The 24541-nt window shown below is 61.5% G+C and carries 22 protein-coding genes and 2 pseudogenes; 7 read left to right on the top strand and 17 right to left on the bottom strand.

Features of this window, described 5'->3' with window-relative positions:
- Nucleotides 1-92 precede the first annotated feature (92 nt).
- From M0D67_RS00005 to M0D67_RS00020, 4 genes are all read right to left on the bottom strand, one after another.
- Nucleotides 93-911 (bottom strand): ABC transporter permease subunit, encoded by an 819-nt coding sequence (locus M0D67_RS00005; protein ID WP_154566208.1) that lies wholly within the window; start codon nt 909-911, stop codon nt 93-95.
- Complete coding sequence (locus M0D67_RS00010) at nt 911-1840, bottom strand: ABC transporter permease subunit (protein ID WP_154566207.1); 930 nt, start codon at nt 1838-1840, stop codon at nt 911-913. The genes M0D67_RS00005 and M0D67_RS00010 overlap by 1 nt, the downstream gene beginning before the upstream one ends.
- Nucleotides 1837-3003: an ABC transporter ATP-binding protein gene (gene potA / locus M0D67_RS00015; RefSeq protein ID WP_166618316.1), complete on the bottom strand. Its 1167-nt coding sequence runs from the start codon at nt 3001-3003 to the stop codon at nt 1837-1839. Before potA ends, M0D67_RS00010 begins: the two co-directional genes overlap by 4 nt.
- Nucleotides 3004-3095: 92 nt before the next feature.
- Complete coding sequence (locus tag M0D67_RS00020; protein ID WP_154566206.1) at nt 3096-4196, bottom strand: polyamine ABC transporter substrate-binding protein; 1101 nt, start codon at nt 4194-4196, stop codon at nt 3096-3098.
- A gap of 359 nt (nt 4197-4555) precedes the next feature.
- Between M0D67_RS00020 and M0D67_RS00025 the strand changes: the two are divergent.
- Both M0D67_RS00025 and M0D67_RS00030 read left to right on the top strand, forming a co-directional pair.
- Nucleotides 4556-4723 (top strand): annotated as a pseudogene (locus M0D67_RS00025) (divalent metal cation transporter); the annotation flags it as partial.
- 341 nt (nt 4724-5064) lie between these two features.
- Nucleotides 5065-5268 (top strand): DUF1289 domain-containing protein, encoded by a 204-nt coding sequence (locus M0D67_RS00030; protein ID WP_028199276.1) that lies wholly within the window; start codon nt 5065-5067, stop codon nt 5266-5268.
- Between the two features lie 137 nt (nt 5269-5405).
- Here M0D67_RS00030 and M0D67_RS00035 read toward each other — a convergent pair whose 3' ends face one another.
- The 4 genes from M0D67_RS00035 to M0D67_RS00050 all read right to left on the bottom strand — a co-directional run bounded on the left by M0D67_RS00035 (nt 5406) and on the right by M0D67_RS00050 (nt 10273).
- A complete protein-coding gene (locus M0D67_RS00035; RefSeq protein ID WP_154566205.1) occupies nt 5406-6062 on the bottom strand; it encodes an OmpW family protein in 657 nt (218 codons plus the stop codon).
- A 69-nt stretch (nt 6063-6131) separates the two neighbouring features.
- Nucleotides 6132-7322, bottom strand: a complete 1191-nt coding sequence (locus tag M0D67_RS00040; RefSeq protein WP_266236679.1) for a nitronate monooxygenase family protein — start codon at nt 7320-7322, stop codon at nt 6132-6134.
- A gap of 250 nt (nt 7323-7572) precedes the next feature.
- A complete protein-coding gene (locus M0D67_RS00045) occupies nt 7573-9165 on the bottom strand; it encodes an ABC-F family ATPase (RefSeq protein WP_168435958.1) in 1593 nt (530 codons plus the stop codon).
- Between the two features lie 136 nt (nt 9166-9301).
- Entirely contained in the window at nt 9302-10273 is a 972-nt protein-coding gene (locus tag M0D67_RS00050) for an NAD(P)-dependent oxidoreductase (protein WP_171926071.1), read from the bottom strand.
- Nucleotides 10274-10456: 183 nt separating this feature from the next.
- Between M0D67_RS00050 and M0D67_RS00055 the strand changes: the two genes are divergently transcribed.
- Nucleotides 10457-10663: a dodecin gene (locus M0D67_RS00055; RefSeq protein WP_074283352.1), complete on the top strand. Its 207-nt coding sequence runs from the start codon at nt 10457-10459 to the stop codon at nt 10661-10663.
- Between the two features lie 192 nt (nt 10664-10855).
- Here the strand turns inward: M0D67_RS00055 and M0D67_RS00060 are convergent, their stop codons facing one another.
- From M0D67_RS00060 to M0D67_RS00075, 4 genes are all read right to left on the bottom strand, one after another.
- Nucleotides 10856-11950: a BMP family ABC transporter substrate-binding protein gene (locus M0D67_RS00060; protein ID WP_154566202.1), complete on the bottom strand. Its 1095-nt coding sequence runs from the start codon at nt 11948-11950 to the stop codon at nt 10856-10858.
- Between the two features lie 67 nt (nt 11951-12017).
- Complete coding sequence (locus tag M0D67_RS00065; RefSeq protein ID WP_154566201.1) at nt 12018-12947, bottom strand: ABC transporter permease; 930 nt, start codon at nt 12945-12947, stop codon at nt 12018-12020.
- An 18-nt stretch (nt 12948-12965) separates the two neighbouring features.
- A complete protein-coding gene (locus tag M0D67_RS00070; RefSeq protein ID WP_093639802.1) occupies nt 12966-14072 on the bottom strand; it encodes an ABC transporter permease in 1107 nt (368 codons plus the stop codon).
- A gap of 91 nt (nt 14073-14163) precedes the next feature.
- Complete coding sequence (locus M0D67_RS00075) at nt 14164-15765, bottom strand: ABC transporter ATP-binding protein (RefSeq protein WP_266236693.1); 1602 nt, start codon at nt 15763-15765, stop codon at nt 14164-14166.
- Between the two features lie 251 nt (nt 15766-16016).
- Between M0D67_RS00075 and M0D67_RS00080 the strand changes: the two genes are divergently transcribed.
- On the top strand, nt 16017-16949 hold the full coding sequence (locus tag M0D67_RS00080; protein WP_012433318.1) for a LysR substrate-binding domain-containing protein: 933 nt from the start codon (nt 16017-16019) through the stop codon (nt 16947-16949).
- An 81-nt stretch (nt 16950-17030) separates the two neighbouring features.
- Here M0D67_RS00080 and M0D67_RS00085 read toward each other — a convergent pair whose 3' ends face one another.
- Nucleotides 17031-18428, bottom strand: a complete 1398-nt coding sequence (locus M0D67_RS00085; protein ID WP_154566198.1) for an 8-oxoguanine deaminase — start codon at nt 18426-18428, stop codon at nt 17031-17033.
- A 527-nt stretch (nt 18429-18955) separates the two neighbouring features.
- Between M0D67_RS00085 and uraH the strand changes: the two genes are divergently transcribed.
- The 3 genes and pseudogenes from uraH to M0D67_RS00100 all read left to right on the top strand — a co-directional run bounded on the left by uraH (nt 18956) and on the right by M0D67_RS00100 (nt 21270).
- A complete protein-coding gene (gene uraH / locus M0D67_RS00090; RefSeq protein ID WP_074283346.1) occupies nt 18956-19309 on the top strand; it encodes a hydroxyisourate hydrolase in 354 nt (117 codons plus the stop codon).
- A gap of 310 nt (nt 19310-19619) precedes the next feature.
- Nucleotides 19620-20813, top strand: a complete 1194-nt coding sequence (locus M0D67_RS00095) for a urate hydroxylase PuuD (RefSeq protein WP_154566197.1) — start codon at nt 19620-19622, stop codon at nt 20811-20813.
- A gap of 216 nt (nt 20814-21029) precedes the next feature.
- A pseudogene (locus M0D67_RS00100) lies at nt 21030-21270 on the top strand (transcriptional regulator).
- Nucleotides 21271-21404: 134 nt separating this feature from the next.
- On the opposite strand, the gene M0D67_RS00105 reads toward M0D67_RS00100, so the two are convergent.
- From M0D67_RS00105 to puuE, 4 genes are all read right to left on the bottom strand, one after another.
- Complete coding sequence (locus tag M0D67_RS00105) at nt 21405-21917, bottom strand: ureidoglycolate lyase (protein ID WP_154566196.1); 513 nt, start codon at nt 21915-21917, stop codon at nt 21405-21407.
- Entirely contained in the window at nt 21914-22927 is a 1014-nt protein-coding gene (gene alc / locus M0D67_RS00110; RefSeq protein WP_063495873.1) for an allantoicase, read from the bottom strand. The genes M0D67_RS00105 and alc overlap by 4 nt, the downstream gene beginning before the upstream one ends.
- 73 nt (nt 22928-23000) lie before the next feature.
- Nucleotides 23001-23522, bottom strand: a complete 522-nt coding sequence (uraD, locus tag M0D67_RS00115) for a 2-oxo-4-hydroxy-4-carboxy-5-ureidoimidazoline decarboxylase (protein WP_106351861.1) — start codon at nt 23520-23522, stop codon at nt 23001-23003.
- Nucleotides 23519-24469, bottom strand: coding sequence for an allantoinase PuuE (gene puuE, locus M0D67_RS00120; protein WP_154566195.1), 951 nt, complete (start codon nt 24467-24469; stop codon nt 23519-23521). The genes uraD and puuE overlap by 4 nt, the downstream gene beginning before the upstream one ends.
- Nucleotides 24470-24541: the final 72 nt, after the last annotated feature.

Raw genomic sequence — 24541 nt, forward strand, 5'->3', positions numbered from 1 at the left:
CCGCACAGGGGCAACGCTAATAGACCACTAACAATTCAAGGAAAGGCCAACGCCCTAAGAACACGGACAATGCCGCCGCCAAAGGCAAAAAACTACGCCGCCATTACAGCCCTCTTCCTCTCAGCCCGCTGCATAAAATAGTTCCCCAAAACAACCCCAACAGTAACAACAGCAATAAACAACGTAGCCAACGCATTCATCTCCGGATTCAACCCAAGCCGAACACGAGAAAAAACAACCAGCGGCAACGTCGTCGACCCAGGCCCCGACAAAAACGCCGACAAAACCAGATCGTCGATAGACAACGTAAACGACAACAACCACCCAGAAATAAGCGCCTGCGAAATCAACGGCAACGTAATGAAGAAAAACACCTTCAGCGGCGTAGCCCCAAGATCCAGCGCAGCTTCCTCAAGCGAAGGATTCAACTCCTTCACCCGCGACTGCACGATGATGGCCACATACGAAATACACAACATCACGTGCCCGATCCAGATCGTGAAAATACCGCGCCCGGCGGGCCACCCCAACCACTTGGCCATTTCGATGAACAGCAGCAGCAGCGAGATCCCCTGAATCACCTCGGGAATCACCAGCGGCGCATTGATCATCCCAGTGTAAAGGGTAAAGCCACGAAACCGCCCCATCCGGGCCAAAACAAACCCGGCCCACGTGCCAATAATCACCGAAGCAAACGCCGTCAGCAACGCCACGCGCAAAGATAACCACGCAGCCGCGATCAACTCGCTGTCCTGCAACAACGCCGCATACCAGCGCGTCGAAAACCGTGTCCACACCGTGACCAGTTGCGATTCGTTGAACGAATACACAACCAGACTCACGATCGGAACGTAGAGGAACAGAAAACCGATCCCCAAAGCAATGATCTGCAAAATTCGGTTCGGCTTCATCAGCGCCTTTCCTCCATCGCCTTCGCCTGCGCGTACTGGAAAAACGCCATCGGCACCAATAACAACAACACCATCGCGCACGTCACGGCAGACGCCATCGGCCAATCGGCATTGTCGAAAAACTCATTCCACATCACGCGGCCAATCATCAGCGTGTTCGCGCCGCCCAGCAATTCCGGAATCACGTACTCGCCCACCGCTGGAATAAATACCAGCAAACACCCGGCAATAATGCCGTTCTTCGACAGCGGCAAGGTGATCTGCCAGAACGCCCGCCACGGCTTCGCGCCCAGGTCGTAGGCGGCTTCCAGCAAGGTCATGTCCATCTTCACCAGGTGCGCGTACAGCGGCATCACGAGGAACGGCAGGTACGAATACACCATGCCGATATAAACCGCGGTGTTCGTGTGATACAACTCGATCGGCGTATGGATCAGCCCGGTCGACATCAGAAAGTTGTTCAGCAAACCGTTGTTCTTCAGGATCCCGATCCATGCATATACGCGAATCAGAAACGACGTCCAGAACGGCAGCATCACCGCCATCATCAGCAGATTGCGACTCGCCGGATTCGATCGGGCAATGTAATACGCCATCGGATAACCGATCAGCAAACACAGCAACGTGGAGATCGCCGCGACCACCACCGAATTCACATAGGTCGCGAAATAGAGGCTGTCGGTCAGCAGAAACGCATAGTGCGACAGGTCCAGCGCGACGTGAACCACCCCATCGGTGTACTTGGCGAGTTCGGTATAAGGCGGGATGCCAAGCTGCAAATCGGCAAAGCTGATCTTCACGACCAGCAGGAACGGCACGAGGAAAAACAGCAGCAACCAGATGAACGGGCCGGCCACCACCGCGGTGCGGGCAGTCAGATTGAAACGGCGCACCGGCCACGACGCGAAAGAACTGATCGAGCGCTTCATGACGTCAACACCACGCCGGCCGATGCGCTCCAGCGCACATACACCTCGTCGCCCCAGGTGGGCGGATCGATCTCGGTCAAGGCAAGGCTCGTCACGTTGGCGATCACCGTTTTGCCGGCGTCGAGTTTCACGTGGTACAGCGAATAGCCGCCCATGTAGGCGATATTCGTTACCACGCCCTTGCCCCAGTTGTACGCACCCTCAGGCGGTTTGCGCGTGAGCGCGATGCGCTCGGGCCGCACGGAAATCGTCACCGGCATGCCGAGCGGCCCGGTGATGCCATGGCTCACGTAGAGACGGACCGGCAAGTCGGGCGTTTCAATGAACACGTGATCGGGTTCGTCTTCGACGACGTTGCCGTCGAACAGATTGGTCGAACCGATGAACTCGGCCGAAAAACGGCTATTCGGATATTCGTACACTTCGTGCGGTGTGCCGAGCTGGATGATCTCGCCTTCGCTCATCACGGCAAGACGGTCCGCCATCGTCATCGCCTCTTCCTGGTCGTGCGTCACCATCATGCAGGTCACGCCGACCTTGTCGAGAATGTTGACCAGTTCGATCTGCGTGCGCTGACGGATCTGCTTGTCGAGCGCGGACATCGGCTCGTCGAGCAACAGCAGCTTCGGCCGCTTGACGAGCGAGCGCGCGAGCGCCACACGCTGCTGCTGGCCGCCGGAGAGCTGATGCGGCTTGCGCTTCGCAAAGCGGCCCATCTGCACGAGATCGAGCGCGGTCTGCACGCGGTCTTTCAGTTCAGACTTCGGCACACCTTCCTGCTTCAGGCCGAAGGCGACGTTGGCCTCGACCGCCATGTGCGGAAACAGCGCGTATGACTGGAACATCATGTTGACCGGCCGGCGATAAGGCGGCAATTGCGCGAGGTCTTCGCCGTCGATCAGGATCTTGCCCGACGTGATCGATTCGAGGCCGGCCAGCATGCGCAACAAGGTCGATTTGCCACAGCCGGAACTGCCAAGCAGCGCGAACAGCTCGCCCTTTTTCACCGACAGGTTGACTCCTTTGACCGCTGCAGTCTCGCCGAACTTCTTCACGATGTCGACGATCTGGACGAAATTCTCTGCTGCACCGCCTGCTGCGGCGTTCACGCCCGGGGACGGCACGGCGGCCCCTGCCATCGCGCCCGACTGGTCACTACTCATCACAATGCTTTACTCCGGCGTTTGACGAACAAAGCCCCCGGTGGACACCGAGGGCTTCTTGATGATACTTACCCGTTCACTCTGGCGGCGAATCAGCGGCCGGACTTGAATTCAGTCCACAGCCGCGTTTGCAGACGCTGGATTTCCGGCGGCAGCGGCTTAAGCAGGAACAACGTCTTGATGACTTCAGGCGAGGGGTACACGGCCGGATCGTTCGCCACGTCCTTGTCCACATACTTGCGCGCTTCGAGGTTGGCGCTTGGATAGTAGACGGCGTTGGTGATCGCGGCGTGAACCTGTGGCGTTTCGATGTAGTTGATCCACTCGAGCGCGGCTTCCTTGTTCTTCGCGTCCTTCGGAATCGCCATCACGTCGAACCACACCGGGGCGCCGCCCTTCGGAATGTAGTACTCGATCTTGTAAGCCTTCTTCGCCTCGACCGCGCGATGCTTGGCGATCACGACGTCGCCCGACCAGCCGTACGCGAAGCACACGTCGCCGCCAACCAGGTCATTGATGTAGCCCGACGAGTTGAACTGCGTGATGTACGGGCGGATCTTCTTCATCATCTCGAGCGCGGCGCGGTAGTCGGCCGGGTTCGTGCTCATCGGGTCTTTGCCGATGTAGTGCAGCGCGGCGGCGAACATCTGGTCCGGCGCGTCGAGCACGGACACGCCGCAGGCCTTCAGCTTCGAGATGTTTTCCGGCTTGAAGAGGACGTCCCAGCTGTCGAGCGGCACGTTCTTGCCGAGGATCTGCTGCGCCTTGGTCACGTTGTAGCCGAGGCCGGTCGTGCCGTATGCCCAGGGTACCGTGTACTTGTTGCCCGGATCGGCGCCGGCCACGAGGACCATCAGCGAGGGATCGAGGTACTTCAGGTTCGGCAGCTTCGATTTGTCGAGCGGCGCGAAGATGCCCGCGGCGATCTGCTTGCCGGCGTAATTGCTGGTCGGCACGACGATGTCGTAACCGGAACTGCCGGTGAGGAGCTTGGCTTGCAGCGTGTCGTCGCTGTCGTAGTTGTCGTATTTGACCTGGACACCGGACTGTTTGGTGAAGTTCGGAATGGTGTCCTTGGCGATGTAATCGGACCAGTTATACACGTTGAGCTGCGTGTCTTTCGCAGCAGCCGTCAACCACGGTGTCGCGCACAGAACCAGTGCCGCCACTTGTCCCACTACCCGTCTTTTCATCCCGTTCTCCGATCCTGACCGGCCCGACCCGGCTGTCTTCAACCACGCCGCGGCACACCGCACGCGGCTCCCCTGAAAAATCCGAAAACTACCATTAATTGTTGCGCGCACCAAAAAAAATGCTGGGCTGTCGCGCAAACGGTACAGCGTAAGCCGCGCCGCTACAAAATGGGCGCAATTTTAGCGGGTTATCGGCGCGTGTCTACCCGAAAAAAACACCAGTGGCGGCCCCGGTGTTATCTCGTTGTCAACTTACGCCGACCGCACCCCACCGGGTTCGCATCAAGGCGGCAGCCAGAGGCCGCTTTCCCTGAATCTTATGCCTTACAGCTAACCTCGATGCGAGCGTAAGCCACCCGTCGCGCCACGGCATCGGCACCGGGCGCGACCTTGCACAGATCTGCCGCGAAGGCTCCAGCCGCCGCGTCACGCTGTTCCTGTGGCTGACGGCCGGCATGCTGATGTCGGCGGTCAGCACCTTCGTCCTGTTGGCGCTCCAGCAGGCAGGCGGCCGCCGGCTCGCGGCGGGCATCGTCGGTGCGACGGCGCGTTGTTGTGGCAGTTGGCGTTCGGCGGACAAGGCCGCCTTGTGTGATTTATTTGTGACCGAAGTGGTTTTGTAAGTATTTTCCAACCGTCTACGGCAGTCCGAACGGCTGGCAACTCGACTAAGACCAACTAGCAGCAATGAACGGCGCGAATCAGGTACAGCATTGCGCGCTGAGTGGTGGAATTCGAATCGAGGCGAAGGCGGCAATGGATACTGCCAACCGTGCACGCATCTGTGCCATGGCGAGCGCGACGCCGGGGCGCGATGGCCGCATCGGTTAACATAGCGGAACTTCGCTTCTCCGCCCCAAGGTTTCCGATGGCTTCGAATCTCCACGATCTTCCCGACAGCCCGTGCATCGGTGTCTGTTCCACGCTTTTCGACGAGGTCTGCAAAGGCTGCGGCCGCACCGCCACCGAAGTATCCAACTGGGTGTTCCTGAGCGACGAGGAAAAACGCGCGGTGTGGGTACGCATCGAGCAGGACGGCACCGCGATGCGTTTCAAGAACGACAAGCTGTAGCCTCCCGCGCGCCGTGGCCACCCGCATCGGCCCTCTTGCCGGAAAACCCGTCTCCCGACTGGGATCGCGATTGCAATAAAAAACGCCGGACATTCCGGCGTTTTTGCGTGAGGAGCGCAGCTTCCCGCGCGTGGCGATCAGAACCGCATACCGACACCCAAACCGACCACCACCGGATCGATATTCAGCCGGCCAAGCGACTGACCGCCGAGCGTTGCGTCGGTGTGCATCCAGATCTTCTTGATATCCGCGTTGACGAACAGCGACTTGGTCACCTGCACGTCCACACCTGCCTGCAACGCGGGACCGAAGCTATGATTGGTGACCGAAATCGGCTGACCGCCCGCATTCAGGCCGTTGTTATAGAACAACGTGTAGTTCAGACCCGCACCGACGTACGGCCGGATACGCCCCGCGTGGTTGAAGTGATATTGCAGCAGCAGCGTGGGCGGCAACACGTTCACACCACCGAGATTGCCGAGACTCGACGTCAACTGATGGCGCGACGTGCCGAGAATCAGCTCGACGCCGAGGTAGTCGCGGATCATGTAGGTCAGATCCAGCTCCGGCACGATGGCGTTGTTGACGCCCACATCGAGCGCCGACAGCGACTGGTTGGTCTCCACGTTCGGCATGATGCTGATTGCGCGCAGACGCACCAGTACGTCTCCGGCGTGAATGCCGCTCATCTGGTCGTCGCCGGCAGCCTGCGCCGGTGAGGCCAGCGCGCCCGCGCCTAACAGGCACGTCGCGACGAAGGTTGCCTTGATTCTGTTCCTGAGCAAGTGCTTCATGTGCTTCCCCGAGTGTTGTTTGCGTGCGGGGATTGTCGAAGTTCCTGTCAGGTTTCACGTTGACCCGTATCAACCGAGCGAGAACGCCCAACGACCTGCGACAGCGGGTCGCGTCGCGCCGGTCAGAAGCAGTTCGATCAGGTCGTGGACGCTGCGGATGGCCGTGCCGAACGGCAAGGCTTCGCGGCCGCGAAAGAACAGACCGTTGGCCACGTCGCCGCGCAATGCCGCGGCGAGTCGCGTGTCGATGCAGAAGTGGCCGAACTTCTCGACACCGTCGCGCCAGCCACACACGCTGAGGCATTCGAGCCCGGTCGGGCAGACGTGTTTGAGCGCGCCGACCTTCGCGCGGATTTTCGTTTCGTGGCGCAGATAGCGCATCAGCCATGGTGTTTTCACGGCGCGCGCGGGCAGCCCCGTCACGCTGACGAATTCGACGATGTCGTCGGGCGTCGCTTCGGCCAGTACGCGTTTGAAGTTCGGATGCGCGTCGCCTTCTTCGGTCACGGCGAACGGTGTGCCGAGCTGCACGCCGCTGGCACCGGCGCTCAGCAGTTCGCGCACAGCTTCGTGACTATTGATGCCGCCCGCGACGATCAAGGGCACGTCCTGGCGACGCAAACCAAGCGATGTGAATACCGCATCTAGTTCCTCAAGCACACGCAAGAATTCGAAGCGCGGGTCGCGCATGTCGGCGAGATTGCTCACGCCAAGATGGCCGCCCGCGTGGGCCGGATGTTCGATCACCACGGCGTCTGGCAGACGGCCCTTTTTCATCCACTTCTTCAGCACCAGCGCGACACCGCGGCTATCCGACAGAATGGGGATCAGCGCGATGTCGTGGCCGTGGGTCATGTCCGGCAAATCGAGCGGTAAGCCAGCGCCCATGACAATTGCATCGGCGCCGCTTTCGCAGGCAACGCGCACGTAATCCGCCTGCGCGTTGACCGCTTTCATCACGTTGACGGCGATCATGCCGCGGCCTTCGCTGAGTGCCTTGGCGGCGTGGATTTCACGCGCCAGCGCGGTGAGGTTCGCCTGTTCGAGCGTAGCCCGGTCGGGAGATTGCCGGCAGCGTTCGATCAGATCGGGATGATGATGGCGCAGGTCGATGCTCGCGATGGTGCCGAGTGCGCCTTCGCGAGCGACGCTGCCGGCCAGCCGGTGGGCCGAGATGCCGACGCCCATGCCGCCTTGCACGATCGGAAGCAGCGAGCGGCCGCGGATAAGGAGTGGTGGGAAAGAGTGAGAGGTGTGCATTGACGACCCGATTGGTGGACTATCGAAACGGTGATAATCGATCGTCGGGCGCGGCGTGCCTTGCTTTGGGTCAAGGAGGCAGTTTGCTGGTTTGGTTTTGAGAGCGGTTGGTTGACGTTGGTCACGTCACGGTAAGGTTGATTCGTACGGACGGACAAACCAGAGCCAGCATGCACGACGCCCACCATGAAAAAAGCCCACTTCGAAGAAGCAGGCTTTTTCTTGCACTACACCGTGAAGCAGAAAGCGCTTACTGCACGCCCTGGCTCAACAGGAAGTCTTCATAGTTGCCGCCGAAGTCGTTCAGCGTGCCGTTGGTCTTCACTTCGATGATCCGGTTCGCAAGACCGCTCACGAACTCACGGTCGTGCGACACGAAAATCAGCGTGCCTTCGTACTTGTCGAGCGCGATCTGCAGCGATTCGATCGACTCCATGTCCATGTGGTTGGTCGGCTCGTCCATCAGCAACACGTTGTGACGGCCCAGCATCAACTTGCCCCAGATCATGCGGCCCTTCTCACCACCGGAGAGCACCTTGACCGACTTGCGGATGTCGTCGGCATTGAACAGCAGACGGCCGAGCGTGCCACGCACCATCTGCTCGTCATCGCCTTCCTGGCGATAGCCGTCGATCCAGTCCATCAGCGTGACGTCGGTCGGAAACTCTTCATACGTATCCTGCGGCATGTAACCGACGTTCGCGTTTTCGGCCCACTTCACGGTACCGTGGTCGAGCGTCAGCTTGCCGAGCAGCGAACGCAGCAGCGTGGTCTTACCCGCGCCGTTCTCGCCGATGATCGCGATACGCTCGCCCGGCTGCACGCTGACGCTGAAGTCGTTGAAGATCTGACGCTCGTATTTCTTCGAGATCTTGTCGGCCACCACCGCGATGTTATGCAGCTTCTTCTCGTACTCGAAGCGGATGAACGGATTCTGCCGCGAAGACGGCTTGAATTCCTCGATCTTGATCTTGTCGATCATCTTCAGACGGCTGGTGGCCTGACGCGCCTTCGACTTGTTCGCCGAGAAGCGGCGCACGAAGTCCTGCAGGTCGGCAACGCGTTCCTTCGCCTTGGCGTTGGCATTCTGCTGACGCTCGCGTGCCTGCGTGCTGGCCAGCATGTAGTCGTCGTAGTTGCCCGGATAGACCTTCAGCGTGCCGAAGTCCATGTCGGCCATGTGCGTGCAGACCTGGTTCAAAAAGTGCCGATCGTGCGAGATGATGATCATCGTCGAGTTGTACTGGTTGAGCACGTCTTCCAGCCAACGGATCGAGTTGATGTCCAGGTTGTTGGTCGGTTCGTCCAGCAGCAGCACGTCCGGCTTCGAGAACAGTGCCTGCGCGAGCAGCACGCGCAGTTTCCAGCCCGGCGCGACGTTGCTCATCGGGCCATTGTGGTCTTCGATCGCGATGCCGATGCCGAGCAGCAGCTCGCCCGCACGCGCTTCCGCAGTGTAGCCGTCGTACTCGGCGAACTTCGCTTCGAGTTCGGCGGCGTGCATATAGTCGTCGTCAGTCGCGTCGGGGTTCGCGTAGATCGCGTCGCGCTCGGTCATCGCGGCCCACATTTCGGCGTGCCCCATCATCACGACGTCGAGCACGCGCACGTCTTCGTACGCGAACTGATCCTGGCGCAGCTTGCCAAGGCGGACGTTCGGTTCGAGCATCACGTTGCCGGAGCTCGGTTCCAGATCGCTACCCAGTATCTTCATGAAGGTGGATTTGCCGCAGCCGTTCGCACCAATCAGGCCATAGCGGTTCCCTCCCCCGAATTTGACCGAGATGTTCTCGAAGAGGGGCTTTGGCCCGAATTGCATGGTGATATTGGCGGTAGACAGCACGGCGCGTCCTTTGAATGTGATATCGGCGAACAACCCAATATTTTAGCAGGTTATCGCGAATTCAACCCACGCAAGCGCCGTGTTCACGCGTTTCGACGCCGCTTTCACCCCCGGTTCGCGCTTCCCCGCCCGCCTTCTAGCCGCCGCGCGGCGTCTGCAAAACGTCGATGAAGGCCGACAGATCGGCCTCGCCCAGCCCCATCGCCGCGCCGAGTCGCAACAGTTGCTGGACCGTCGACGAAACCGGCATCGGCGTGCCCGTCTCGTACGCTGTCGCGGCGACCGTGTCGATGTCCTTCTGGAACGTACGGAATGCGCCGATCGGCGCGAGGCCGCTTTGCGTCATGCGCGGCACGAAAATCTGCAGCAGCACCGAATCGGCCCAGCCGCCGGCGAGGCCTTGCGTCAGTTTGGCGGCGTCGATGCCGCTGCGTTGCGCGAGGCTCACGGCCTCGGCGATCGCCGCCAGGGTCGCGGTGACGATGGTCTGATTGCAAAGCTTGGTGGTCTGCCCCGCTCCGACCTCGCCCATGTGTGTGACGCGGGCCGAATAGGCGTCAAGGAGTGGCGTGACCGCCTCGACGTCTGCCGCGGCGCCGCCCGCCATGATCGCCAGCGTGCCCGCCGTCGCGCCCGCCACGCCGCCGGATACCGGCGCGTCGATCCAGCCGACGCTCGCGGTGCCTGTGCCCGCAGATTCTCGCTCTCGCTCTCGCTCACCCTCGCCCGTAGCAGCAATCGGACCTTCCGCCGCAACGGCCGCCACCGCCGCCGCGCGCTGCGCGAACGCGCGCGTGGCGGCCGGCGGAATGCTTGAGTGATCGACGATCCAACGCACGCGTCTCGGCGCGGCGGCATCCACGCTCAGCAGTCCCTCGGCGCCGAACACCGTTTCTTCAACCGCCGCCGCATCCGCGACGCACAGCAGCACCGCCTCGCACCGCGAGGCCAGTTCGCGCGGCGTATCGACCACCTTGGCCCCGTCCGCCAGCAACGCTTCCGCCTTGGCCCGCGTGCGATTCCAGACATGCACGGTATGCCCCGCGCGCAGCAGATGCCGAATCATCGGCGCGCCCATCAGACCGGGACCGCAAAAACCAATTTCCACTTTCAAGCCTCGTCAGGTTTCAGATTGAGTTGCGCGGACATCATAACGGCCCCTCCCCGCCGCGGCATATCGGGCACGCGATGTGCGGAATGACCCGCTCACGCGCGGGACATGGGGGACGTCAACGGCGATCCATTGCCTATACTTTTTTTGCACACCAACGAAGGTCAAAGGAGGAAGTTCATGTCAGAACATGTTTACAAACAAATCGAACTGACCGGCTCATCGACCAAATCGATCGACGACGCAATCAGCACCGCGATTACAAAAGCGTCGAAGACGCTGCGCAATCTGCACTGGTTCGAAGTGACGGAAACGCGGGGCCAGATCGAGAACGACAAGGTCGCCTACTGGCAGGTGACCATCAAGGTCGGTCTGCGCATCGACTAGCGCTTCGGCTGAAACAGCTTCAACACATAATCTGAAGCAAAAAAAAGCTGCGTCCGTACTGGACGCAGCGTCTTAAAGCAGCGGTTGCTGAGACCGCCGCCTGGTCGATGGTGATCCCGTCGATCGCGACCCGATCATTCGCGACCCGGTCAATAGTCACGCGATTCGCTCCCGACGACCGCGCGAGCCGGATTACTTCGGCAGCGAACCGTCCACGCCTTCCACATACCAGTTCAGGCGTTGCAGTTCCGGATCGGCCAGCGTCTTGCCTGCCGGCACCTTCACCGCGCCGGACTGATCCTTGATCGGGCCCGTGAACACGTCCCACTTGCCGCCGGCCAGTTCATCGCGCTTCGCCGCCACCTGCTTCTGCGCATCAGCCGGAATCGCCGACGTGTTCAGGTCTTCAAGATTGACAGCCTTCTGCGGAATGCCCCACCACACCGGATCGTTCTTCCACTTGCCGTCCAGCACCTGCTGAATAGCCGCGTTGTAATACACGCCCCAGTGCGCGACCACCGACCCGAGGTGCGCCTCAGGACCGAACTTCTTCATGTCCGAATCCCAACCGAACGCATGCACGTGCTTTTCCGATGCGGTCGCGAGCGTCGCGCTCGAATCCGTGTTCTGCAGCAGCACATCGGCACCCTGCCCGATCAGCGTTTCAGCGGCCTGCTTTTCCTTGCCCGGATCGAACCAGCTATTGATCCAGATGACCTTGGTGTGGATCTTCGGATTCACCGAACGCGCGCCGAGCGTGTACGCGTTGATGTTGCGGATCACTTCAGGAATCGGCACCGATGCAACAAAGCCGAGCGTGTTGGTCTTCGTCACATAGCCGGCAGCGACGCCTGCCAGGTAGGCGCCCTGGTACATGCGCACGTCATAGGTGCCGAAATTCGGCGCTTTCTTGTAGCCGGTTGCGTGCAGGAACACCGTGTCCGGGAAGTCCTTTGCGACCTTCAGTTCGAAGTCCTGGTAGCCGAAGCTCGAACCGATGATGATCTTGTTGCCCTTGTTCGCCAGATCGCGGAACACACGTTCCGAGTCGGCCGATTCCGGCACGTTCTCGATGCGGGTGATCTTGATCTTGTTGCCGAACTTCGCTTCGGCTTCCTTCGAGCCCTGATCGTGCGCGAAAGTCCAGCCGGCGTCGCCCGGATTGCCGAGGTAGACGAACGCGACGCCCGGTGCGTCGGCCGCTTGCGCGGTTTGCACGAGCGGCGCGGCAAGCGCCAGGGAGGCCGCACCCCATGCGAAGGCGGTCAGCAGATTTCTTCTCTTCATGTTTTCTCCTGTCGTGTTTGTCGATTGATTTGAAACGTGTGATCGGTCATATGAAGCGACAAGCGTGTCATCCCGCCGAGAAAAACGGCTTGCCAAGCGACGCCGGTGCATTCAGACGAATCGTGTTCGGGTTGCGCGAAATCAGCACGAGCACGACGACGGTCGCGACGTACGGCAGCATCGCCAGAAATTGCGTCGGCACCGGCACGCCGATGGCCTGAGCGTAAAACTGCAGACCCGTCACGGCCCCGAACAGCAACGCGCCGATCAGCAGACGCCCCGGGCGCCATGTCGCGAACACCACCAGCGCGAGCGCGATCCAGCCGCGGCCCGACGTAAGCTGCTCCTGCCACAAGTGCAGGTTGACGATCGAGTAATAGCCGCCAGCGAGACCCGCCATGCCGCCGCCGAAGGCCACCGCGCCGTAACGCACGCCGACCACCGGAAAGCCGACCGAGTGCGCCACTTGCGGCGATTCGCCGACCGAACGCAGCACGAGGCCCGCACGCGTGCGATACAGGAACCACCAGATCACCGCGAACATCAGGAACGCGAGGTAATCGAGCGGCGTGAGGCTGAAAAGCGCGGGTCCGAGCACCGGAATCTTCGAGAAACCCGGAATGGTCCACGTGTCGATCGTGGCGCGCACCGCGGCCGACGTGTACGGCTTTCCGACATAGGCTGACAGGCCAATGCCGAAGATCGTCAGCGACAGGCCGGTGGCGACCTGGTTAGCAAGCATGGTCAGCGTGAGGAACGCGAACAGCAGTGACATCGCGAGACCCGCGACGATCGCGGCGACCACACCGAGCCACGGGTTGCCCGTAATGGCGGTGACCGCGTAGCCGGTCACCGCGCCCATCAGCATCATGCCTTCAACGCCGAGGTTGAGAACGCCCGACTTCTCGGTGACGAGTTCGCCCGCGCCCGCGAACATCAGCGGGATCGCGGCGGTGACGGCGCTCGAGGTAAGCGCGCTGGCTTGTTGAATATCCATGGAGATCCGCCGGGAAAATCAGTGGGCTTGCGCGGCGGCGGAGCGCCGGCGCACGCGGTAGTTCACGAACAGGTCGGCACCCAGCAGGCAGAACAGCAGCAGCCCCTGGAACACGCCGGAGAGCGCCTGAGGCAATTGCATCGAGGTCTGCACCGCTTCGCCGCCAAGGTACAGCAGCGCCATGAGCAGGCTCGCGAGCACGATACCGACCGGATGCAGCCGTCCCACGAACACGACGATGATCGCGGTGAAGCCGTAGCCCGGCGACCATGTCGCCTGCAACTGGCCGATCGGACCAGCGATCTCGCCCATCCCGGCGAGACCCGCCAGACCGCCGCTGATCAGCAACGACGTCCAGATGGTTTTCTTGTCCGAGAACCCGGCGTAGCGCGCGGCAAGCGGTGCGAGACCGCCGACGTTCATCCGGTAGCCCGCGAAACTCTTGCGCATGAACAGCCACACGCACGGAATCGCGATCAGCGTGATGAACACCGATGCGTTCAGCCGTGTGCCGCGCAGCCATTTCCAGTGCCAGTCGCCGGAAAAGGTTGGGTAAAGCGCGTCGCCGCTGAACATCTCCGAGAGCGGGAAGTTCATGCCCTGCGGATCGCGCCACGGGCCGCTCACCAGATAGATCAGCAACTGCGTGGCCACATACGTGAGCATCAGGCTCACGAGAATCTCGTTGGTGTTGAAGCGGCTTTTCAGGAGCGCGGGAATCGCGGCCCACACCATGCCGCCGAGCACGCCGGCGATCATCATGGTCGGCAGAATCCACCACCCGGTGGCCTGATCGAAATAGATCGCGACGCCGCTGGCGGCAATGCCGCCAAGCAGCATCTGCCCTTCAGCGCCGATGTTCCAGACGTTGGCGCGATAACCGATCGCGAGGCCGAGGCCGATCAGGCACAAGGGCGAAGCCTTCAGCAGCAGTTCGGACCAGCCGTTCACGCTGGAGAGCGGTTCGATGAAAAACGCGTGCATGGCTGCGAGCGGATCACGGCCGACCAGGCTGAAGATCAGGAAGCCGATCACGAGCGTGAGCAACGCGGCGATCAGCGGCACGGCGATCTGCATCGTGCGCGAGGGCGTCGTGCGTGCTTCGAGTCGATACGGAAGAATCATGGGAGCGTGTGCTTATGTGAGTGCTTGTATCTGGTTCTGGTGCTTATGGAGCTTTAGCGTCGATCAGCTATCCGATCGCGCATCGATCCGTTCAGGCATGGGCCGGCTGTTCCGCCGACGGCGCCGCGCCCTCGCGGTCGCCGAACAGGCCCGCCATCCAGCGGCCGATTTCCTCGGCATTGGTCGCCCCCGTGGCACGCACCGGCGAGAGTCTGCCGCCGGCCAGCACCGCGATGCGATCGCAGATGTCGAACAACTCCTCCAGTTCTTCGGAGATCACCAGAATCGCCACGCCGCGGGCGGACAGGTCGAGCAACTGCTGACGAATAAACGCTGACGCGCCGACGTCGACGCCCCAGGTCGGCTGCGCGACCACCAGTACTTTGGGCGCCTGCAGAATCTCGCGACCCATGATGTATTTCTGCAGATTGCCGCCGGAGAGGCTTTGCGCCAACGCTTCCGAGCCGCCACAACGCACGTCGAAGGCTTCGATGCAACGCTTGGCGAAGGCACGCATCGCGCCCGCCTTGATCCAGCCGGAATTCACCATCTGCTGTCGATGCGCGGTGAGCAGCGCGTTTTCCGACAAGGTCATCGCCGGCACTGCGCCGCGGCCGAGGCGCTCTTCCGGCACGAAACCAAAACCGAGCGCGCGCCGGCCGCCTGCGCCGAGGCGCCCTGCCGCCTTGCCGCAGATCGTGACCGCATCGGCACGCGTGCCGCGCTTTTCACCCGAAAGCGCCGACAGCAATTCGGCCTGACCGTTGCCCGACACACCCGCGATGCCGAAGATCTCGCCTGCATGCACGCCGAACGACACGTTATTGAGCGACGTGCCGAATGGATCGTCGCTTTCCACCGACAACTGCTTCACGTCGAGCAGCACCGCACCCGGCGTGTGTTCACGGCGCGTGTAATCCGGCAGCGAATGGCCGACCATCAACTGCGCGAGCGACGCATGCGTTTCTTCTTTCGGCTTCACGTGACCGGTCACGCGACCGCCGCGCATCACCGTCGCTGTGTCGCACAGTTCCTGGATTTCGTCGAGCTTGTGGCTGATGTAGAGGATGCTGCAGCCTTCCGCCGCGAGACGCCGCAGCGTCTCGAAGAGCTTGCGGACCGCTTGCGGCGTGAGAACCGAAGTCGGTTCGTCCATGATCAGAAGACGCGGATTCTGCAGCAGGCAGCGCACGATCTCGACGCGCTGCCGCTCGCCCACGGTCAGGCTATGCACGTGACGTTGCGGGTCGATGTCGAGGCCGTAGTCGGCGGAGACTTCGCGGATGCGTTTCGAGAGTGTCTTCAGATCGAAGGGTTCGTCGAGCGCGAGCGCGATGTTTTCGCCGACCGTGAGCGTCTCGAACAGCGAAAAATGCTGGAACACCATGCCGATACCGAGCTTGCGCGCGGCCGCCGGGCTCGCGATCTCGACCGGCTGGCCTTCCCAGCGGATCTCGCCGGCGTCGGGCCGCACCGCACCGTAGATGATTTTCATCAGCGTGCTTTTGCCGGCGCCGTTTTCGCCGAGCACGGCATGGATTTCACCCGGCGCGACGATCAACGTGACGTCGTCGTTGGCGCGTACGGCCGGGTACTGTTTGGTGATGCCCTGAAGCATCAACCGGGGCGCCGCCTGTTCCGGCCTGTTTGCCGGCTGCGCGGCGGCGCCGTCGCTATAAGAAGAGTCGCTCATGTGATTCCGTAGTACGTCAGAGACTGCCGGTCGCAGCGCGTCCGCCCGCCCTGTCAGCAGACGATCCGTCACCACAACCGGATGACAATACCTAAATCGACCGGCTCAGTCGAGCCGTCAAAATTCCCCGCAAACCCCCGTCGCAGCGTGCTCTGCGGGTATCCCACTCTTGACGTGGTTTTGTGTTCATATTAAAAGCCATATATACCCACGCCCGTTCGATCAGCCAGAACATATATTTCGGAGAAGTCATGAGTCAGCAACGCGAGGCGATCGATACGTATCTATTACGCGTCTTGCACACCCTGTTGATGGAACGCAGCGTCACGCGCGCGGCCGTCAAACTGAATCAATCGCAACCCGCCATCAGCGCGGCCCTGCGCCGTTTGCGCGACATCACCGGCGACCCGTTGCTGGTGCGCGGCAAATCCGGCATGGTGCCGACCGAGTACGGCCTGCGCCTGCTCGAACCGGTGCAAAACGCGCTGCGCGAGATCGAACGCATCAAGTTCCAGCAGCACAACTTCGATCCCGCCACGTCCATTCGTTGCTACCGGATCGGCTGCCCGGACTACCTGAACGTGCTGTTCGTGCCGACGGTGGTGGAACGCTTTCGTCAGGCCGCGCCGAACGCGACGCTCGAGTTTCACTCGCTCGGGCCGGCGTTCGACTACGAACTCGCGCTCGAGGACGGCAAGCTCGACATCGTGGTCGGCAACTGGCCGGAACCGCCGGAGCAATTGCACCTGTCGAACCTGTTCGTCGATCAGATCGTCTGCCTGATGAGCAACGCGCATCCGTTCGCCAAACGTGGCGGGTTGACGCTCGACCAGTACCTGAATGCCCCGCATCTTGCGCCTACTCCTTACTCGGTGGGCCAACGCGGCGCGATCGACGTGCATCTCGCGCGCGAACGGTTAAAGCGTCACGTGGTCGTCACGTTGCCGTACTTCAATCTGGCGCCTTACGTGCTGATCAAGTCCGATCTGATCTTCACGACGACGCGCCTGTTTGCCGACTACTACGCCAAGTTTCTGCCGCTGACCGTGGTGCCCGCGCCGCTCGATTTCCCGCCGATGCAGTACTACCAGTTGTGGCACGAGCGCGTGCATTACTCCGACGAAGTGCGCTGGCTGCGCAGTCTGGTTGCCGAGGCGACCAAGACGTTGATCGACAAGCCTTAATCTTTGCTATGTGCTCTATCGGCATCCAGTCTTTGTGGATGCCGATAGAGCTGCTTCTTCTACTTCGCCCTTACGCCATCATCAGGCTGCCGCTTCGTAAAGCGTCTTTGCCAACCGGTTGTGCTGCTCGATGACCGGTCCGAGTTCCAGCGTCGTTAATTGACCATTTTTCACCACCACCTTGCCGCCGATCACGCTATGGCTTACCTGCGACGGCGCGCAGAACACCAGTGCCGCGACCGGATCGTGCAACGCGCCCGCAAACAGCGGCTGACGCAGATCGAAGGACACGAAATCCGCCGCCATGCCCGGCGCCAGTGCGCCGATGTCGTCGCGATTCAGCACCTTCGCGCCGCCTAGCGTCGCGATCTCCAAAGCTTCACGCGCGGTCATCGCATCCGGCCCAAAGCCGACCCGCTGCAGCAACAGGGCCTGGCGCACTTCGGCGACCATTTGCGCGCCGTCGTTCGACGCCGAACCGTCGACGCCCAGGCCCACCGGCACACCGGCGAGGCGCATCCGCTTGACCGGTGCAATCCCCGACGCCAACCGCATGTTCGAACACGGGCAGTGCGCAACGCCGGTGCCGGTGCGGGCGAACAGTTCGATGCCCGCGTCGTCGAGTTGCACACAGTGCGCGTGCCACACATCGTGGCCGACCCAGCCGAGGTCTTCCGCATACTCCGCCGGCGTCATGCCGAACTTCTCGCGGCTATACGCGATGTCGTTGACGTTCTCCGCCAGGTGCGTGTGCAGCGACACACCATAGTGCCGCGCCATCACCGCCGATTCGCGCATCAGATCGCGGCTCACCGAGAACGGCGAGCACGGCGCGACCACGACACGCAGCATCGCGTAGCGTCCTTCGTCGTTGTACGTCTCGATCAGCCGCTGCGTGTCCTTCAGGATGTCCGCTTCACGCTCGACCACCGAATCCGGCGGCAAACCGCCGTCCTTCTGCCCCACGCTCATGCTGCCACGCGCTGCATGAAAACGCATGCCGATCCGCTCTGCCGCGACGATGCTGTCGTCGAGGCGGCTGCCGTTCGGGTAGATATACAAATGGTCGCTCGAGGTCGTGCAACCGGACAGCAACAGCTCGGCCATCGCCGTCAAGGTCGAGACTTCGATCATCTCCGGTGTGAGGTTCGCCCACACCTTGTAGAGGTTGGTGAGCCAGCCGAATAGCTCGGCGTTCTGCGCGGCCGGAATCGCGCGCGTCAGGCTCTGATACATATGGTGGTGCGTATTCACCAGCCCTGGAATCACCAGGTGGCCGCGCATGTCCAGCACTTCGTCGGCCGTTTGCGGCAATTCCGCCGTCGATCCGACCGCGACGATGCGGTTGTCCTCGATATACATGCCGCCGTCGCGCAGTTCGCGCCGGGCGCCGTCCATCGTGACCAGCACGTCCGCGTGCTTCACCAGCATCGTTTTCTTAGGCTTGTTTGGCTTCATAGCCGCCTGCTCCATCGTCATTCGTTTCTCCGCTTCATTGCTTCCGTGCAAAGCCGTTCGAACGCGATGGGACGGCACGCCAACCGCGCCGCCGCGTCCCGTCGAGCGCCGTTGGCCCGGTTACCCAGCGTATTTCCGCCGTCTTCGGGGTGTGCCGCGCTTCACTTGTGTTTGCTGCGGCGCACAGGTGTAACCTTCAACGGTCAAAATAATGCTGACAACTCGCGCCAGTGCGATACCCAACCTCACGCTGTCGATATAGTGGGCCTTTTTTGGCGCCGGTACGATCCGCCGGTGAATGAAATGCACGGCAATAGTCGAATGAATCGACTCAAAGTGGCTTTCAACAGGCTGTCTGTCATGCGCCAGGTATTATCTTTCCTATCTCGCGCGCGCTGACGTGAACATCCTTTTTACAATGGCTGCCACGGCGCTCGCTTCAATTCGCCGACGGGTATGTAGCCACTGACGTGGAGCCTCGATCCGCCGCAACGTATTCTGGATCGGGCCGCCGCCGAAACCTCGCATTCACATAAGGAAAATTGCGAATGGGAAAGCTCACTACCCACGTGCTCGACACCGCGAACGGCCGTCCCGGCGCGGGCATCAAGGTCGAACTCTTCGCGCTCTCCGGCGACACCCGCCGCGCGCTCAAAACCACCACCACCAATGACGACGGCCGCTGCGACCAGCCGCTGCTCGAAGGCGACGCATTGGTCCCGGGCGAATACGAGCTCGTATTCGGCGCCGGCGACTACTTTGCATCGATCGGCACGAAAGTGCCGGAGCCGCGTTTTGTCGATCGCGTCGTGTTGCGCTTCGGCGTGGCCGATGCCGGTGCGCACTATCACGTGCCGCTGCTGGTATCGCCGTGGTCGTACAGCACCTATCGGGGCAGCTAAGCCGAACGGAGCGTATTGATAGGCGTTGGAGGAAGACGAGGTTGAAGTCGCGCTGGCTGTATTTGCGAGCGCGCCCGATTGCACTGTGCGGATCTTTGGAGACACCCGCGAAGCGCAATCGAACGCGAGCGACTCGACCCGAAGTTCCAATAAAAAACGGCGCTGTGCGAACTGAGCGCACCGCGTCTCTCACCCCGCAGTCTGCGCAGCGACACCGTGCATGCCGACAACCCGTCAGCCGGGTCACCGAAGGCGTAATCAAGGCACAAGCGTCGTTGCGCGTACAACGAATCAGAAGTGGAGGAGTTTCATGGAAGGCTTTATCACTGACTGGCTGAACCTGGCATTGCGCTGGTTCCACGTCATCGTCGCCATCGCCTGGATCGGCGAATCGTTCTATTTCGTCGCGCTCGACAACAGCCTGAAACCGCCTACGGACCCGAACCAGCGCAAGCGCGGCGTGTTCGGCGAGTTGTGGCACGTGCACGGCGGCGGCTTCTACAACATGCAGAAGTACACCGTCGCGCCGCCGGAAATGCCGGACGACCTGCACTGGTCCAAGTGGCCGTCGTACACCACGTGGCTGTCGGGCGCGAGCCTCTTCACGGTGCTGTATTTGCTCTCGCCGTCCACGTACCTGATCGACAAGAACGTGCTCGACATGGGCCCGGTGGTCGCGGTTGCTTCGGCACTCGGCTTCCTCGCCGCAGGCTGGATCGTGTACGACTCGCTGTGCCGTTTGCTCGGCAATAAAGACAAGGTGCTCGGCATCTGCGTCGGCATTTATGTGGTGATCGCGGCGTACCTCGCGTGCCATATCTTCGCGGGCCGTGCGGCTTACCTGATCATGGGCGCGATGCTGGCAACGATCATGTCGGCGAACGTGTTCTTCGTGATCATCCCGGGTCAGCGCAAGATGGTTGCCGCGATGCTCAAGGGCGAAACGCCGAACCCGATCTACGGCAAGCGCGGCAAGCAACGTTCGGTGCACAACACGTATTTCACGCTGCCGGTGGTGTTCGCGATGCTGTCGAACCACTATGCGATGACGTATACGAATCGGTACAGCTGGGTCGTGCTCCTGATGATCATGCTGGCCGGCGCGCTGATTCGCCAGTTCTTCGTGATGCGTCACCGTGGCCAGGTGCTGTGGTACTTGCCGCTGGTGGGTATCGTGCTGATGTTCGCCGCCCTCTTCTCGACGATGCCCAAGCCGATCGTGCCGCAAGCGCAGGCCGCGAACGCGCCGACGGTCAAGGTGGCCGATATCGCGCCGGTGCTGCAACAGCGCTGCGTGGCATGCCACTCCGCCCATCCGACGATGATGGGCAGCGCCCCGGCTGGCGTGTTGCTGGATACGCCGGACGAGATCTCGCAGAACGCGCAGCGGATCTACCAGCAGGCCGTGACCTTGAAGGCGATGCCGCTGGGCAACGTCACGCACATGACCGACGACGAGCGGATGAAGATCGCCGCGTGGTTCGAAGGCGGTGCGGTGAAGTAAGGCGCTGGCCGGGTGTTGCGCCCGGCTTCGCAAAGCATGAAGCGGGCTTTTCGCGTGAGCGGGAAGCCCGTTTTTTTGTTGGTCATTCGGTTCAGACGGCTTGTCAGAATGACAAGGGAAGTTGTAGCCCGTGAGACACAAAACCATAAGAACAAATTGTGTCTCATGGGCTACAACATGGCTAAAATCTACCGATTTGACGCTCCGGGGCTACAAATGACCAATCTCGCTGACGTATCGAACATGCTGAAGACCGTTCGGCGCGAAAGTCACCTGTCTCAAGAGGAATTGGCGCGCCGCGCGTATGGAAACGCTGGCCAAAAACGATATGAGCGTGTCGGTGCTCGTGCGCCTGCTCGAAGCGGCCGGCTACGACCTCAAGTTCGTCGCGCACGGCCACGGGCGGACACTCGAAGATATCCTGGCTGAACAACGCATGCCGGACGCGGACTCATGAGGCTCGACGTACGAGCTTGCGTCCCGCAGTGCGAAATAGTCCGCATATGAAAAAAAGCCCACAGCGTGCACTGTGGGCTTTTTTATAACCAGCTTGCTCAACGTACTACGCTAAGGCAAGCTAAGGCAACGACCTCAAACGGTCACCGCGCTCAACGCATCTTCAGTCAGCCAGAGCGACTCGGCCAGATCCTGCTCGTTCAGGTTCAACCCGTCGCCGCCACGATCGACGACGATAAAGTCGCTCACGTCGCCCAATGCGATCAGCGGATGGTGCCAGACGCCCTTCGCATAGTTCACACCTTGCCAGCCGCTCGTCACGAACGCGCGAATCTGCTTCGGGTCCAGCTCGCCAGCCGGGGCCACGACCACCAGATACGGTTTGTCGTTCAGCGGCACGAAGGCCTGGCTGCCCAGCGGATGACGTTCGAGCATCTTCACTTCGAACGGCAACGTGCGCGGCTGACCGCGAAACAGGTTCACCAGCGTGCGGCCGTTCTCGTCGGTCACGTCCACTTTCGCAAGGTCGTGATAGCGGATCGTGGTGCCGAGGTTGATCGGAATCTGCTTCGCGCCTTCGAGTTCGACCACGTCGCCGAATGCGGCGAACGCTTCCTTCGTCAAGGGTTCGATCGCCAGCGTTTTCATGATGCGAGCGTGCCCCACAGACGCAGACGCGACACGCCGCCGTCCGGAATGATGTTGAAGCGCACGTGCGTGACAGGACCCAGCGCAGCGATTTCGCTTTCGAAATAGTGCTGGTTGTCCATCTTCAGTTTCTGTTCACCCAGCAGCACCGGCCAGAACATGGCTTGCGTGATCAGCGAGCTGTCCGTGCCGCCCGTCACATACGCGGCCTGGATCGAGCAACGGTCCGGATAATTGCCCTTGAAGTGAGCCGTATCGACTTCGATCTTCCTGATCACGCCCGGTTGCGCCAGCGCGACGATCGCCCAGTCGTTGCCCGGTTCACGGCGGCGACGCGTTTCCCAGCCGTCGCCCATGTTCACGCCGCGGCCCGGCATCAAAATCGTCGATGCAGCGCCGAAGTGCTGGTTGTTCGCCGCGACCAGATACGCGCCGTTTTCCATCGCGGCCAGATCGAACTGCTCCGTGCGGCTTGCGCCTGCCCAGTCGACTTGCGGCTGGCCATACACACGCAGACGCGCAATACCGCCGTCCGGGTAAATGTTCACGCGCAGGTGCGTGTAGGCGTTCGCGTCGCTGACTTCGTGATAGTGGTGGCTGTTGCCCTGCAGCGTGGTCGACGGGACGATTTCGGTCCATTGCGTCGACTGGTTCGGCACGCCGTCCACGACGCGCGCAGCCTCAACCGAAGCCGCCGGCGGGAAGTTGCCCGTGAAGTGGCTGGTGTCGAGGTCGAGACCCTTGATCACGCCCGGACGCGCGAGCTTCACGACGCACCAGTCGTAACCGTTGGCGCGCTTGCGGCGCGTTTCCCAGCCGTCCATCCACTTGCCGTTGTCGTCGTACTTGCCCGGAATGAAGACGGCCGGCTCCGGATTCAGCATGCGTTCCTTCGGTGCGAAGAAATCGTCGCTGGCCTCGAGCGCCTGCGCGCCCAGACGCGGGTCCGCCAGGTTCACATAGCGGCGCGTGAATTCCGGTGCGTTGGGGTCGAGAATCGGGAGTGCCATCTTTGTCTTCCTTAATGTTTGTTGGTACTGAAAAAACGTTTCGGTTCGAGGTCCGCGACGCGTAGTTGAAGCCTTACGCGTCGATCAGGTCGTCGAGCCGGAAACGTGCGATGCGGTAGATCTGATCGAGGCTCGCGCGCAATTCGTCGGCGCGGCTGTTGTTCACGCGCGCCTCGAAGTTCGCGATGATGCCGTGGCGGTCGTAGCCGCGCACCGCGAGGATGAACGGAAAGCCGAACTTCTCGCGATAGGCGCTGTTCAACGCCAGCAGCCTGTCGAATTCTTCCTGCGTGCACTGGGCAAGGCCCGCGCCGCTCTGCTCTCGCGTGGATTCGGCCGTCAGCTCGCCGCGCACGGCAGCCTTGCCGGCGAGCTCCGGGTGGGCGTTGATCAACGCCAGTTGCTTCTCTTCGCCCGCAGTCTCGACGATGTTCGACATCTTGCTGTGCAGTTCGTCGATGCTGGCAAAAGGCCGTTGCTGCGCGGCAATTTCCGCGACCCACGGCGAGTGCTCGAAAATGCCCGACAGCGCTGCGACGAACGCGTCGGTCGAGGTGCTGTTGAGTTGATCCAGAGTGTATTGCATCGCCTTCATGCCGCTGCCCCGCGGTTGTTTTGTTGGTAAGGGTGATGTTCGCGCCAGTGACGCGCGATATCGACGCGCCGCGTCACCCACACGCGATCGTGCTGTTCGATATGGTCGAGGAAACGTTGCAGCGCGCGGAAGCGCCCCGGACGGCCGAGCAGACGGCAGTGCATGCCGATCGACAGCATCTTCGGTGCTTCGTCGCCTTCTTCGTACAGCACGTCGAATGCGTCGCGCAGGTACGTGAAGAAATGGTCCGCGGTGTTGAAGCCTTGCGGGCTTGCAAAGCGCATATCGTTCGTGTCGAGCGTGTACGGCACGATCAATTGCGGGCTCTTGGCTCCGCCCGTCACTTCGACATCCATCCAGAACGGCAGATCGTCGCCGTAGTAATCCGAGTCGTACAGGAAGCCGCCGTATTCGGCGACCAGACGATGCGTGTTGGGACTGTCGCGACCGGTGTACCAGCCGAGCGCGCGCTCGCCGGTGATGCGTTCGATCGCTTCCATTCCGAGGCGCATGTGTTCCGCCTCTTTTTCCGGCGACACGTCCTGATAGTGAATCCAGCGATAGCCGTGACAAGCGATCTCATGGCCGAGCTCGACGAAAGCGCGGCCCAGGTCAGGATGCCGTTCGATCGCCATGCCGACGCCGAACACCGTGAGCGGCAGGCCACGTTTTTCGAATTCGCGCAGGATGCGCCACACGCCTGCCCGCGAGCCGTATTCGTAGATCGACTCCATGCTCATGTGCCGGGATGGATACGACGCCGCGCCGACGATTTCCGACAGAAACTGTTCCGAGCCCGGATCGCCGTGCAGCACGCAGTTCTCACCGCCCTCTTCGTAGTTCAGGACGAATTGCACCGCGACGCGCGCTCGACCCGGCCAGTTCGCCTGCACCGGGTGGCGGCCGTAGCCGATCAGATCGCGTGGATAGTTCGAGTCGAGTGGCATGGTTTGACGAAAGCGTGGAGACGGACCGTAAAATTCGCGCGGCACTCACGTGACATGCACGTGGGATTGCGT

The organism is Paraburkholderia sp. SECH4 (genome assembly GCF_030511745.1).
GTDB lineage: Bacteria > Pseudomonadota > Gammaproteobacteria > Burkholderiales > Burkholderiaceae > Paraburkholderia > Paraburkholderia madseniana.